Genomic DNA, 14,318 nt, shown 5'->3' on the forward strand with positions numbered 1-14,318 from the left:
TTCCCCATGTGAGAGTAGGTCATCGTCAAGATTAAATTCCGAAACCCCAATTGCGAAAGCAGTTGGGGTTTTGTTTTAGTAGAAGTTCCTGTTTTTGCTGGCTTGTTACCGTGTTGACGGGCCAGATAAAGAATTTCTTGACGACCATAGAACATTGGAACCACCTGATCCCATCCCGAACTCAGCAGTGAAACGATGTATCGCCGATGGTAGTGTGGGGTTTCCCCATGTGAGAGTAGGTCATCGTCAAGATTGAATTCCGAAACCCCTGTCTGCGTGAGCAGTCAGGGGTTTTGTCATTTCTGGCCTGACCCAAACCAGATGTTCAACGCGTTTTACGTATCTTGCTGATGCGCCTTGCCTGCCACTTACGCCACCAGATATAGACACCGGTACCTGACAAACCGGCAATCAGCACGCCCAGTACTGCGATCATCACTTGCCCCGTAACGCCAAAGATTCGGCCACCGTGTATCGGTAACTGCAGCCGATAAAACTGCTCGCCCCACGTTCCCTGCCCAGCGATTTCCTGTCCCAGTAATCGCCCATCCGTACCATGAAAGAACAACCAGGATTTGCCATGCGCCTGCGTGTCATGCTGTCCAAACCCCGCGCCGTAAAAGTTGTATTCGAAGCTGTAGTACAACTCCCCGATTGCCGCAGTCAGTCCTAACCGTTTCCCTTCCTCTAATGCCCTTTCATACGCCTGTTGATAACTTAGTTGCGTGACCCCCAGTTCGTCTGGAGGCATTCGGCCTCGCGCCTCATAGACACTCGGCTCAATGGGCGAGAATAACGACACGACCGGTTTGAATACCTGGCTTGGCAGGTTCATCGCCACGCTGCTGACGGCAATCGGTAGCAGTAACAACCATAACCACAATCCCCCTGCACGATGCAGATCGAAATTAACGCGATAAGCATGTCCGCCTTTTACCTTCCAGGCGGTCGACCATTTCTTCCAGAACGGTTTACCACGTGGCAGCGTCAGCCATAACGCGACAAAACAATCGATCACCCAGGCGATGGCTACCAACCCCATCAGCAACAGCCCCCAGTTCTCGGGAAGCGTGAGGTTGTAATGAAACTCGAGGATGAAGGGAATGAAGTTCTCCCGCTGGAAACAGCATTCTCCCCAATAGCGTTGTCCTTTTTGCTCAGCGTCCACCGGATCCAGGTAAAACACTTGGTTCGGCTCGTCGAACGGCTTGCCGGTGGCCGGGTCCGTGCGTGGCACGGCCGCCAGCAACGCGGTATGTCCTGGTTCGTTCGGGTACTCCATGTACCAGACCTGCAGTGTTGGATGCGTAGTCTGCACTGCCTGGACCAAATCGCCGGGTGGCAGTCGTTGCCCCTCGGCAGACGCCGCGTAAAACTGCGGATTCAAGGCTTCATCCAGCTCATGGTTAAACGCCAGAATGCTCCCGGTGATCCCCGCCAGCAGCAGAAACACGGCGATTGCCAATCCGATATAGCGATGCAATACAACCAAAAACGCACGCATGAACATTTCCCTCACAGAGACGACAAAGCCAGCCCCCGAATATCAGGGGCTGGCTTTTTTATGCACAGGGCACAGGATTAAAACTGGTAGCTGACCGTCGCCGCGACATTGCGCTCTTCGCCCATGTAGCAGAAGTTCAGGCTGGCGCAGGACGCCACATAGGACTCGTTGGTCAGGTTGTTTGCATTCAGGCGCAGGTCAACGCCCTTCAAGCCGACTTTGCCCAGGTCGTAACCGATCGATGCATCGAACAATGTGTAGGAGGGCACCTTCAGGGTGTTTTCTGCATCCGCCCAGCTGTAGCCGACGTAACGCACACCACCGCCCAGACGCAGGCCATCGAGCGCCGCGCTGTCGAACTTGTAGTCAGCCCACAGCGATGCCATGTGCCGCGGTGCCTGTGTCGGTGAGTTGCCTTTGTTCTCGATGACGTCGGTGGGTGTACTCAGCGTGCTGACCATCGATTTGGAATATTCGATATCGGTGAAGGTGTAGCTGCCGAGCACCTTCAGGTTATCGGTCAGTTGCGTGTGCGCTTCCAGTTCCAGGCCTTGAGAGCGGACGGCACCTACGGCGCGATAGAAGTTTTCCTGCGGCAGTTTGGTCGCCAGGTTTTCCTGATCGATGCGGAACAGCGACGCGGTAAACAGATTGTCGGTGCCTGGCGGCTGATACTTCAGGCCGACCTCCCATTGTTTACCGTCGGTAGGCGCCAGTGGGTTACCGGCACTGTCAGCGTAGGAATTCGGATTAAACGACTCGGAGTAACTGATGTACGGCGCCAGACCGTTATCGAACAGATACAGGGCACCCGCGCGGCCGGTCAGTTTGGTGCGACGGTCTTTGATTTCGGTGCCTTGCGGGCGACCTGCTTCGCCAATCCGGTTCTCATCAGAAGTTTCTACCCAGTCCTGGCGTAGGCCCAGCGAGAAGCGCCACTGGTCCATCTCGATCAAGTCCTGCAAATACACACCCGTTTGCTCGAGGCGGCGCAGATAGCTGGTCTCACCGTACATCTCGATCGCCGAGTTGCCGTACACCGGATTGAACGCATCGATCGGCGCCAATCCGCCGCTGGTCCAGTCGACCACCGTCTTGCGTCGTTGGTAATCGGCGCCCATCAGCACCGTATGCTTGGTCGCACCGGAGAAAAATTCGGCCTGGAGCATGTTGTCGACGATAAACGCGTGCAGCCGCTCGTCGCCCCCGGTGTAATAACGGTTCAGCTCGTTGCTGGTCGGTGTGGTCCAGCCATACGCGTAGACCTGATCCATGTTTACTTTGGAGTCCAGGTAACGAAAGTTCTGTCGCGCAGTGAAGACGTCGTTGAAGCGGTGTTCGAACTGGTAGCCGAACGACTGCTGATCACGTGAATAGCCATCAACCCCCGGCTCGCCCTCAAAGAAGTGTGGCGAGATGCGCTGGCCATTGCGCTGATGAATCGTGCCATCCGCCGGCACGCCACCGTGGTAACCGCCGTCCGGATCGTGCTGCAGGTACGCCTGCAGGGTCAGCGACGTGTCTTCGCTGAAATCGATGTTGACGGTCGGTGCCAGGGCGAAGCGCTTTTCCTTGTTGTGGTCAAATTGTGTGTCGGACTGATCCGTCAAACCGGTCAGACGATAGGCGATGCGCTTGTCGTCATCGACCGGACCGCTGAAGTCAAAGCCGACCCCGCGCTGGCCCTGCGTTCCGACTGTGGCTTGCACCTGATGATAAGCCTCGTACAGCGGCTTCTTGCTCGTCAGAGCCACCAGTCCACCCGGCGAACTGCGGCCATACAAAACCGACGACGGGCCTTTGAGAATGTCGACGCGCTCGAGGAAATACGGATCGACCTGCATGGTGCTGTAAGTGCCACTATCGCCCATCGACTTGAGGCCGTCGAGATAGAGGTTATCCACAGAACCGTCGTTGAAGCCGCGCATCGCGACGTAGTCGTAACGGTGGGTGGCACCGTAGGGATTGGTCAACACGCCAGGGGTGTAACGCATGGCCTGCGACACCGTCTGCGAACCTTGATCGTCCATTTGCTCGCGGGTCACCACGGACACGCTTTGCGACGTTTCCCGCAATGCCGTACTGGTTTTCGTGGCGATCTGGCTATGCGTGGCGTTGTAGCCATCCATGCTGCCCAGCGCGTTACCAAGGGCGAAGCCTTTGATGTCGGTGGTCGGCAAGGCCAGCGCTTCGGTTTCCGCGACCGGGCGCAGAATGTAGCTGCTGCCGTCCTGGCTGACCGCTTGCAAACCGGAACCGCCGAGCAAATGGCTCAACGCCTGTTCCGTCGAGTAGTCACCCTGAACGCCCGGCGACTGCCGGCCTTGGGTCTGTTGCGGCGTCATCGACAGGGTGATGCCGGCTTGCCGGGCAAACTGGTTCAATGCGTCACCCAGCGCTCCGGCAGGGATGTCGTAGCGATGGCTGACTTCATTGCCAGTCAGCCCGGCCGCCAGGCTCAGGCTCGGCAACACCCCGGCGCCCAGAGCGGTAGAGAACAGCGCCGCCCGGATGGCGTGGCGTAATAAACCCGATTCAACCGTGATGTTCAGAGAATGCTTACAGGTAGCGCGGACAGTCATTGTAGGTTTCCGTAGGAAGTCGCGAAGGCTGAGTGGAACTGCTTACTGACTAAGCCGGACTCGTTGCGAAAACCCGCCAAAAAATATTCAGGCCAGCGATTCCAGCGTCACCCACCAGCGGGTGCGATAGCGCAACTGGACCGGCAGGGTCTGCGGCAGCACGGCCAGCAGCCTGTCGGTATCCTCCAGGCGAAACACGCCAGACAGTTGCAGATCAGCCACTTCAGAGGCGCACGTCAGAAAACCCTGGCGATAACGCCCGACCTCAGCGAGGAAGTCGCCCAGGCGCATATTGCGCGTGACGATCAAGCCGTCGACCCAGGCGCCGGCATCCATGGGCAGCGTCGGAGCCGGCCTCACCTGATGGCGGTCAATCAAATAGCTCTGCCCGGCAAGTGCTTCCACCGATGCGCCGCCGGCATGGATGGCGACCCGTCCGAGGGTGACGCTGAGCCGTGTGCATTCATTGTCCTGACGCAGGATGAAGCGCGCATCAAGCGGTTCATAACGGCCGTGGCGGTTTTCGATGCGCAGCGGCCGATCGAACGGTGCGCCTTCATCGGCGCCGCCACAACTGACGATGATTTCGCCGCGAGTCAACTTGATCAGGCGTTGTTGCGCCGTGTAATCAAGATCCACGGCACTGGCGGTATTGAGTTCCAGGCGCGTGCCATCGGGCAACTGAAAGCCGCGACGCTCGCCGGTTGTTGTGGCGTAATCGGCGCGCCATTGCTGCCACACCGCAGTGTCCTTGGCCAGCCACGCCGCTGAACCCATCACCAGCACGCCCGACAGCAGCTTCAGCGCCTGGCGGCGGCCCAGCCCCTGTGCGCTGTTTTCCAGTGTGTTGAAGGCCACTTGCGCACCGGGCACGGCACGCAGGTTGTTGCTCAGCTCGGCTTGCAGCGACTGCACCCGTTGCCAGGCCAATTCGTGTTCAATCTGTTCGGCGCGCCATTGTTCGCATTGGCGCTGGAGGCGTGGGTTGCCGTGGTTATTACGCAGGCGCAGCAACCAGTGAATGGCCTGCCGGACCACTTTCTGCTGCGGCTCGGCGCGCCGGCCCAATGACAACTTATCCACAGGCATCAGCTCTCATACCGCAGCACGTAACAGTGATAGAGGGCATCGGCGATGTAGCGCTCCACCGAGCGCAACGACAGACCCATCTGCTCGGCGATCTGCTTATGGGTCAAGCCTTCGCACTGCGCCAACAGAAAAGCCTGACGCACCTTCGGCTTCAGTCCTTCAAGCATGCGCGCGATGTTTTCGAGCAACTCGATCACCAGCGCTCGGGCTTCGGCACCGGGCGCCTGTGCTTCGGGCAAATGGGCGATGCTTTCCAGGTAGGCGCGTTCGATTTCCTCGCGGCGCCAGTGATCAATCACCAACCCGCGGGCAATGGTGCGCAGGAAGGCGCGCGGAGCCTTGAGTTCGAGGCGTTCGGTGCGTTGCAGCAGGCGCACAAACGTATCCTGGGCCAGATCCGCTGCGTCTGCCGCGTTGCCCAGCCGTGCGCGCAGCCAAGCGTTGAGCCAGCCGTGATGACTACTGTAAAGCGTCTGTACTGCGAACTCAGGAGAGGACATTTACGCAACAGCCCGAACGTCACAAATGATAATTAGTCGCATTGTCATCAAGGGTTACAGATTTTGCAACTGTCGCTCAACCAACACCCAGAAAAATTTCCTCGCAGGCGCTCTGGCACGCCGTTCGGCGGGAATCATGCGTAAACCTCATCCATTTCCTACGCCGCCCTAAGATTTCTCCCATGCGTGCCGACAGACTGGTGAGACATGCGTGCACCAAAGTAGAGCGGCCAGAAGAACGCTGCCTGCGCTGTACATGGAATGTTGTATCCGGAACGCATCCCCACTTTTGGCATAAGAAGTCCCATGAAATGAATCTCAAGTTCAGCCATAAAATCCTGTTGGCCGCCTCGGGCGTCGTGGTCCTGGCGTTCGCGCTGTTCACGCTCTACAACGACTACTTGCAGCGAAACACCATTCGCCAGAACCTCCAGTCTTCTGTGCAGCAGGCCGGTGACCTGACCGCCAGCAGTGTGCAGAACTGGATGAGCGGAAGAATCCTGGTGCTGGAAAACCTCGCGCAAAACGTGGCCCATCAAGGCAAGAACGCCGATCTTCCTGGACTGGTCGATCAACCAGCCTTCACTTCGAACTTCCAATTTACTTACGTCGGTCAGGCCAACGGTGTCTTTACCCAGCGCCCTGACGCGAAGATGCCCGACGGTTACGACCCGCGTCAGCGTCCTTGGTACAAACAAGCGGTCGCCGCCGACAAAACCATGCTGACCCCGCCGTACATGGCGGCCGTCGGCGGTCTGGTGGTGACCATCGCCATGCCAGTGAAGAAGAACGGCGAGTTGCTGGGCGTCGTCGGCGGTGACCTGAGCCTGGAAACCCTGGTGAAAATCATCAACTCGGTGGACTTCGGTGGCCTTGGCCATGCGTTTCTGGTCAGCGCCGACGGTCAGGTGATCGTCAGTCCGGACAAAGACCAGGTGATGAAGAACCTCAAGGACATCTACCCGAACACCACCGTGCGCATCGAAAAAGGCAATCAGAACGTAGTGCTCAATGGCCAGGAGCGGATTCTGTCGTTTACCCCGGTCAGCGACCTGCCAAATGCGCAGTGGTACATCGGTCTGTCGATCGATCACGACAAGGCCTACGCCGCACTCAGCCAATTCCGCACCTCGGCATTGATCGCGATGTTTGTCGCGGTGGCGGCGATTGCGCTGTTGCTGAGCCTGTTGATCAACGTGTTGATGCGTCCGTTGACCACCATGGGCCGCGCGATGCAAGACATCGCTCAAGGCGAAGGCGACCTGACCCGTCGTCTGGTGGTCGAGAGCAAAGACGAATTCGGCGAACTGGGCAGCGCATTCAACCAGTTCGTTGAGCGGATTCACGCGTCGATTTCCGAAGTGTCATCGGCGACCCGTCACGTTCACGATCTGTCGCAGCGGGTGATGGCGTCGTCCAACGCCTCGATTGTCGGCTCCGATGAACAGAGCGCACGCACCAACAGCGTGGCGGCGGCGATCAATCAGCTGGGCGCCGCCACTCAGGAAATCGCCCGCAACGCCGCCGACGCTTCGCAGCATGCCAGCGGTGCCAGCGAGCAGGCCGACGACGGCCGCCAAGTGGTGGAGCAAACCATTCAGGCGATGACCGAGTTGTCACAAAAGATCAGCCTGTCGTGCACTCAGATCGAAACCCTGAACGCCAGCACCGACAACATCGGCCACATCCTCGATGTGATCAAAGGGATCTCGCAGCAAACCAACCTGCTGGCGCTCAATGCCGCTATCGAAGCGGCGCGTGCCGGTGAAGCTGGGCGCGGTTTTGCCGTGGTCGCGGATGAGGTGCGCAACCTCGCCCATCGCACCCAGGAGTCGGCGGAAGAAATCCACAAGATGATCACTTCGCTGCAAGTGGGCTCGCGTGAAGCGGTGAGCACGATGAACGCCAGTCAGGCGTCCAGCGAACAAAGCGTTGAGGTGGCCAATCAGGCCGGCTTGCGCCTGGTCAGCGTGACCCAGCGCATCGGTGAGATCGATGGCATGAACCAGTCGGTGGCCGCTGCAACCGAGGAGCAGACCGCGGTGGTGGAAACGCTCAACGTCGACGTCAACCAGATCAACCTGTTGAACCAGCAGAGCGTCGCCAACCTCAACGAGACGTTGAAGGATTGCGATGCGTTGTCGCAGCAGGCCAACCGGTTGAAGCAGTTGGTCGACAGTTTCAAGATTTGATGGCGGTCCGTTAGATCGCGTTACCGTTCTTCGCGAGCAGGCTCACTCCCACAGGATTTTTGGTTGAACACAACATGTGTGAACACCCAATACGCTGTGGGAGCGAGCCTGCTCGCGAAAGCGGTGGTTCATTCACCGCCAATCCAAAGCCTTAAACAAACAGCTTCAAGACATTCCCCATCGCCTCATCAGCAAACCCCTGCACAAAATCCTTGAACCCCGGCAACGCTTCTTCACCTCCCGAAGCCGGCTCGGCAATGATCGTCCAGGTCGCCCGCGATTCGCCTTCGGCCAGCGATTCCACCTGCATCGCCGCCCACAGATTCGCCACCCCCAAGGTGTTATAGATCGTTGTCCAAGTCATGTTCAGCGCTTGGTCATCGCGTGAATTGAGCTGTTCGACGACGATGTTGCCGTCCTTGAAATGCTTCTTGCGCAGCGAAGACACGCCCTCGCCGGTCATCTCGATGTGCGACAGCGCGGGTATGAAACGGTCGAAACCGGCGAAATTGCCGACCACCGCCCAGACCTGCGCGGCGTCCGCCGGTATCTCCACCGAGGACACAACGTGGCAGCCTTGCGGGTTTTTAATCAGGGTGTCCGGTTGCAGATTGTTCATGGTGTTGCTCCTTTTTATGCACTAGATGAAATCGATCTGTTTCAGGTAATCGCAGCCGCGGCGTAACAGCGCCGGGGATTTGTGCGGGTAGTGCGCGCCCATCTGCCGCACGCCGGCGGCGGCGTTGGCGTGGCCGATCAGCGAGATATCGCCGATGTCTTCTTCGAAGCCGTTGAGGTAAAAACCGAGCACGCCGAACAGTGCGTTGTCGGCATCGACCCGGCTCAGTTGCTGCTGCCAGTCGGCGACGCTGACCAGCGAAAACTCGCGGCCGGTTTCCCGAAACGAAGCGACATAGGCGTCCCAGCTCAGCGGCTCGGGGTTGTGCAGGTTGAACACCGCGCGCTCGGGCGAATAGCGGCTGGCATGGAAGGCGATGAAGCGGGCGAGAAAGTCCACCGGCATCAAGTCGAAATTCAGCGCGAGGGCCGGCACCTGTCCGAGCTGGATCGAGCCTTTGAGCATCAACATCAGGCGGTTTTTGTGCGGCTGGCAGACACCGCTCAGGCTGTTGAAACTGATGTTGCCGGGGCGATACAGATTGACCCGCACGCCACGCTCGCGCGCCCGCTCGAGGAGGCGTTCGCCGACCCATTTGGACAGGTTGTAGCCGTTGCGAATGTAGATCGGCGGCGTCGCTGCGGCGGGCAGCTCCAACACTCGACCGGCCTCATCCACGGTGCTGGAGGCGGACAGCGTCGAGACAAAATTGAAGACCTTTTTGCACTGCCCTTCGCATAGCCTCAGGAGCGCGAAGATCGGCTCGACGTTGTCCGCCGCCAACGACTCGTAGTCGAGCACGTGATTGACGTTGGCGGCGTTGTGCACCAGCGCGCCGAACTCGCGATCCAGCCGCTGATAATCGTCATCGCCCAGGCCTAGCTGCGCGTGAGTCAGATCCGCCGCATAGACGCGCACCCGGCGCAGATCCAGGTGCTCGAGACGGTTCTCGCGCAGTGCTTGGGCAAAGCGCTGCGCCGCCGTTTGCCCACCGCCGTCGCGCACCAGGCAAGCCACCTCGCTGGCCCCCCAGCCGAGCAGTGCTTCAACGATGTGGACGCCGACAAAGCTGTTGGCACCGGTGACGATCACTTTGTGCACATCGCCCATGCGGTTGATCGGCAGCGGCTCGATATCCAGCGCACGTTCGGCATCGGCCATGGCCTGCACGCTGAGCACGGCGCGATCATCGGTGCCGCGCACCAGCGTTGCCAGTTTGCGGATTGTCGGCAGTTCGATGAAGCGGTTGATCGAGATGCTGCGCCCAAACTCCTCACGCAGGCGCAGCAACAGCCGCGACAGCAGAATCGAATGGCCGCCAAGATTGAAGAAGCTTTCGTCAGTGGAAATGTCGTGGCCAGGCAGCTCCAGCAACTCCGCCCAGATCGCCAGCAGCAGCGCTTCGTCGGCATTCGCCGGCAGGCATTTCGCTGCGCCGTCCTGTACGGTCACCGGCATTGCCAACAGCGCTTTGCGGTCGACTTTGCCGTTGCTGGCGAACGGCATGCCCGGCAGTTCGGTCCACGCTGTCGGGTGCATGTAGTCCGGTAAAAATTGCCGGGCATGCGCCTGCAGCGCCTCGCGGGCATCGTCTGACTGCGGCTGGGCGAGGAACGCCAGGATGCGCCGCTGACTGTCGATCACCACCGCAATCTGACGATACAACCGACTGTCCCGCAGGCAACGCTCGATCTCTTCCGGCTCGACGCGAAAACCACGAATTTTCACTTGGTTGTCACGTCGTCCGCACAACTCGATGCCGTGCTCGCCCCACTTGGCCATGTCGCCGCTGCGGTAGGCGCGCAAGGTCGCGCCTCCCGGCAAGGCCAGGGTCAGATAGCGTGCGGCGGTCTGCTGCGGATTGTTCAGGTAACCGAGGCAGACACCGGGGCCGACGATGAACAGTTCACCCACGGTTTGTTCGGGTACCGGTTGCAGATCGTCGTCGAGAATCAGCACCTGACTGTTGGCGATCGGCGCGCCGAGGCTGCGATTGCTGTCGCTGTTTTCGAGTCGCCGGGCGGTAATCAGTACCGTGGCCTCGGTCGGGCCATAGAGGTTATGCAACGTGCCCTGCCGGGTCAGTTGCTCGATGACGAAAGGCTCGCAGACATCGCCGCCGGTCATCACCTGCACACCTTGCAGGTGTTCCAGCGGCAGGATGCTCAACAGCGCCGGGGGCAGGAACGCATGGGTCAGTTGCCGTCGGCGGATCAGCGCAACCAGTTGCAGCGGATCGCGCCGCTGCGTGTCGTCGGGCACTACCAGTTCGGCGCCTGCGATCAGCGTCGGGAAGATGTCGATCAGCGACGAGTCGAAGCTCAGCGAAGAGAACTGTAACACCCGGCTTTCGCTGCTCAGTTGCACATAGTCGGCGTACCACGCGGTGAAGTGCGCGAGGTTGGCCTGGCTGAGCAGCACCCCTTTCGGATGCCCGGTGGTGCCCGAGGTGTAAAGCGCCATGCACGGCGCATCGAGGGCGGGACGTCTTTGCAGCAAGGGTTGGCTGAGATCGGCAGCCGCTGCATGGATGCCGCTGATATCCAGTGCCGACATCGTGCCCCCCAGCGCCTGCTCGCCATCGTGGAGCAGCAGCACCGCTGCGGCGTTCTGCACAATGTATTGCTGACGCGGCAATGGATGGCTCGGCTCCAGCGGCAAATACACCGCACCGCTGCCGAGAATCGCCAGAATCGCGGCGTACAGCGCCGGACTTTTCGGCAGGCAGACGGCAATTACCCACGGTTGCGGGTGGCGCTCAAGCAAGGGCTGTAGTCGTTGTTGAATCGCCAGGCTGTGGGCCTGCAACTGGCGGTAGCTGATCGACTGCCCGTCCATATGCAGAGCGGGCCGCCCGGCATGCTCGATCAGGCTCTGTTGCAGGCGTTCGATCACCGAGACCTGCGCCTGTTTCAGCAACGCTGCGTTGGCCGTGTCGTTGAAGCGATGGACGTACGCCAGGCTGTCGAGAAACAGCAGATCTTCCATGCGCTCGAAATCCGGCGCGGTCAGCGCAGGGGCGTGGCGAAGCGCGTCGGGGTCGCGGGAAAAGCGGCTGACCAGCAACGTCACTTCGTCCACTACCTGCGCCAGTACCCGTTGGCGCAACGCCTGACCGTTGCCGGACGGCTCATCGGCCATCGGCACGCGGCTGATCAGCGACGAGCCAAGAAAACACAGCAAGTCGAGTGACGGCAGACCACCGCTGCTCCGGGCCGCGACGCCCAATCGCAAATGCAGATGCGGGATCGCGCAGCCATCGCCGGCGGCAATAAAACCATCGTCAATGATCAGGTCCACCGCCGATAGTGCCGCAGCGCTGCGGCGTATTGAATGACCGTGTTGTTGCAGTTCTTGCGCCAGGTCGGTCATGGCCTGGCTGGTGCCTGTCAGCACAATATCGAGACGTTTCATGTCGGGCTTCCTTGTCAAACCAGATAGTCGCGCAGGGCGTGCTGCACGCAGGGGCTGTCGAGCAGCGAACTGTTGTGGAAGAACTTGACGATGTTGCCCACCAGCGGGTGGTGGCGGTTGATCGGGAAGGCCAGCCCGACGATTTCCTCGCGCAGTGATCGGCGCGTGGCATCGCTGACCGGCAGCGCGTCGATCAGGCGCAGGTCGAAGGCCTTCTGGATGTCGTGGGTCAGGTAGTGGCCGATGAATACCGGCAGGATCTGCGCGATGGTGTTGCGGTCCGCGTCGCTTGCGGTGTGCCAATAGATGCGCACCATGCGTGCCCAGAAACTGGAGTGGCGGCCCTCATCGAGCAAGTGGTCGGCCATCAGCCCCTTGATTGACGGCTTCACCGTGTCGTCGCGGGCGAACGCGGCGACATCGCCGGTCACGGTGTTTTCGGCGATGGCCACACAGATCAGTTCCACCGCGCCACGCAGGTGCTCCGGCGCGAGCGCCACGGCGGCGGGAATCGCCCGGCTCAGCTCGATTTCGTCCGGCAACCGGATGGGCTCGATGCCGGTCAGCGCCACCGTCTGCTGCATGAAATCCATGGCCACCAGCGCGTGGTAATCCTCATCGACCACCACGGTCATGGCGTCATAGCGGCAAGCGAGCGGGAACGGCACGTCGAAGCGATTCTTGGCGATGCTGCGCGCGGTCTTGTCGACGATTTCAGTCTCGAAAATCACCACGTCGTTGATGAATTTGTACAGCGTCTGCACCAGGGCGAAATCACGCAGTTGCGGGCATTCGCGCAGGAACGTCTCGCTGAGCACCAATGGCTGGCGGCTGAGCGGATAAATCAGCCGCTGATCGTCTTCCAGTACCCGCCGCGGACGTGTGCGGATGGTGGCGCGGCTCTCCCAGACATCGGCGAACGATTGATAGTCGGCAGGGTTCATCGGGCCACCTCCGCCAGTGGCGCGCCCATGCTCAGGCGCAGGCCGTCCCATAAAGCGATGCGGCTTTCAACGGCGGCGATGGCACTGGCGTAGACCTCGGCTTGTCGTTGCGGATCACCCGCGATCAGCCGCGCCAGCAGTTGCTCTGCCGCCGGGCCGTGGTCTTCGGAGTCGACCTCGATGTGCCGTTGCAGGTAGTAACGGAAGGTCGGTGCTTGTTCGATGCCGATGCCCCAATCATCGAGAATGCGCTGAAACATCGTCGGGATCACGCTTTCGCGGCCGTGCAGAAACGCGGCGGCAACGCTATGCCCCGGTGCCTGCAGGGCAGTACGCAAGGTATCGCGGACAAACTGCGCAGCCGCCGGCTCGACCTCGACGCTTTGCAACGCCACGTCGTAGCTCACGCCTTCCTCTTGCAGCGCCACGAAGCGTTCCACTGCCGTGGTGCTGGCGCCGATTTCGCGCATCGCATCCAGATACAGTTCGAAGTGGCTGTAGTGCCCTTCGGCCAGGCGATCGTCGGATTCCTCACCAAGGACGATCTCGTTGATCAGTCGGGCGGCGTGGGGATCGCGCGGTGGCAACCAGGGCAAGCGGGTACAGGTCAGTTCCTGTTGTAGGCGTTTGGTCAGCGACATGAAATCCCAAACGGCAAATACGTGGGTCTCCATGAATCGACGCAATACCGACAATGAAGTGATCTCGGAAAAGATCGGGTGAACGCTAAGTTCGGCTTTCTTCAGGGCGAGTTGGTGCTTGAGGGGCATCATGATGTCCTTTATCAGTGATATGAAGTGGAACAGCTTTATCAACTACGCAATCAGCGGAACAACGATTTGTTTATGTTTCAGATGCCTAAATTAAAAATGCCGAGGCATTGTTCAAGTCCGACCATGCAGGCCTGTCAGGCTGAAGCGGTCGGCTGGTGTGGGCCTTGAGCCTGGCGCATCACCGAGGCGATTTACCGAAGGTGAACGTTGAAGTTCAAACTTGGCGAGGAAAAATTAATACAGGCTCAAACTATTTAACAAGTTTATTTTCAACTATTTTTAGTTTGCGATTTTTCAAGTGTGAGTTGCACCGATAAAACTATTGTCTGTAGTTTTATTTGGGCGTAGTTACTCCTTTCGGCAAATAACGGCCAAAATGGGACAAACAGAGTGAATGCCTCACTCGAAGCAACTTTCAACTGAAGAGAATTGATTGATTAAAGGGGCGGAGGTTGGCCGTGATTGGCGCCAGTACTTCCTTTTTCCCGTGACAAGGCTCCTTCCGTAGGTTCCTGGTGCGGGGACTGCGCCGGCGGTGCGGGGCGTCGCCCGTTCTGTATTGGGTTGGCGCCTAAAGAGTGCGGGTAAATGGTGGCCACGGCTATGCCCGTTTCATTCACTCGGGGCCGGGAAACCGGGCTGATGGGCGCAGAAAAGGTCGGAGCGGGCAGGCGCGTCCACCACCTGGCGGGGTGGCGGAC

At 59.6% G+C, this 14,318-nt stretch carries 9 protein-coding genes and 1 rRNA gene; 2 read left to right on the top strand and 8 right to left on the bottom strand.

Annotation, left to right across the window (positions count from 1 at the left end; translation table 11 throughout):
• Positions 1-136: 136 nt before the first annotated feature.
• Positions 137-252, top strand: a 5S ribosomal RNA gene (rrf, locus tag HU743_RS22920).
• A 73-nt stretch (positions 253-325) separates the two neighbouring features.
• Here the strand turns inward: rrf and HU743_RS22925 are convergent.
• The 4 genes from HU743_RS22925 to HU743_RS22940 form a co-directional block, all read right to left on the bottom strand.
• Positions 326-1,504 (bottom strand): PepSY domain-containing protein, encoded by a 1,179-nt coding sequence (locus HU743_RS22925; protein WP_186651383.1) that lies wholly within the window; start codon positions 1,502-1,504, stop codon positions 326-328.
• Positions 1,505-1,581: 77 nt separating this feature from the next.
• The gene (locus HU743_RS22930; RefSeq protein WP_186651385.1) at positions 1,582-4,086 is read right to left on the bottom strand and encodes a TonB-dependent siderophore receptor; all 2,505 of its coding nucleotides are present in this window, start codon (positions 4,084-4,086) and stop codon (positions 1,582-1,584) included.
• Positions 4,087-4,173: 87 nt separating this feature from the next.
• A complete protein-coding gene (locus HU743_RS22935) occupies positions 4,174-5,175 on the bottom strand; it encodes a FecR family protein (protein WP_186651386.1) in 1,002 nt (333 codons plus the stop codon).
• Positions 5,175-5,675, bottom strand: a complete 501-nt coding sequence (locus HU743_RS22940) for a sigma-70 family RNA polymerase sigma factor (protein ID WP_186651388.1) — start codon at positions 5,673-5,675, stop codon at positions 5,175-5,177. Before HU743_RS22940 ends, HU743_RS22935 begins: the two co-directional genes overlap by 1 nt.
• A gap of 311 nt (positions 5,676-5,986) precedes the next feature.
• Here HU743_RS22940 and HU743_RS22945 point away from each other — a divergent pair, with 311 nt between their 5' ends.
• Positions 5,987-7,867 (top strand): methyl-accepting chemotaxis protein, encoded by a 1,881-nt coding sequence (locus tag HU743_RS22945; protein WP_186651390.1) that lies wholly within the window; start codon positions 5,987-5,989, stop codon positions 7,865-7,867.
• A gap of 151 nt (positions 7,868-8,018) precedes the next feature.
• Here the strand turns inward: HU743_RS22945 and HU743_RS22950 are convergent, their stop codons facing one another.
• The 4 genes from HU743_RS22950 to HU743_RS22965 are packed head-to-tail and all read right to left on the bottom strand — an operon-like array spanning position 8,019 to position 13,617.
• Complete coding sequence (locus tag HU743_RS22950) at positions 8,019-8,486, bottom strand: SRPBCC family protein (RefSeq protein WP_186636909.1); 468 nt, start codon at positions 8,484-8,486, stop codon at positions 8,019-8,021.
• 21 nt (positions 8,487-8,507) lie between these two features.
• A complete protein-coding gene (locus HU743_RS22955) occupies positions 8,508-11,900 on the bottom strand; it encodes an amino acid adenylation domain-containing protein (RefSeq protein WP_186651392.1) in 3,393 nt (1,130 codons plus the stop codon).
• A gap of 14 nt (positions 11,901-11,914) precedes the next feature.
• A complete protein-coding gene (locus tag HU743_RS22960; RefSeq protein ID WP_186621964.1) occupies positions 11,915-12,844 on the bottom strand; it encodes a diiron oxygenase in 930 nt (309 codons plus the stop codon).
• A complete protein-coding gene (locus tag HU743_RS22965) occupies positions 12,841-13,617 on the bottom strand; it encodes a DUF3050 domain-containing protein (RefSeq protein WP_186551549.1) in 777 nt (258 codons plus the stop codon). Before HU743_RS22965 ends, HU743_RS22960 begins: the two co-directional genes overlap by 4 nt.
• Positions 13,618-14,318: the final 701 nt, after the last annotated feature.

Origin of the sequence: Pseudomonas sp. SWRI99 (genome assembly GCF_014270125.1) — a bacterium.
GTDB classification, from domain to species: Bacteria; Pseudomonadota; Gammaproteobacteria; order Pseudomonadales; family Pseudomonadaceae; genus Aquipseudomonas; species Aquipseudomonas hamedanensis.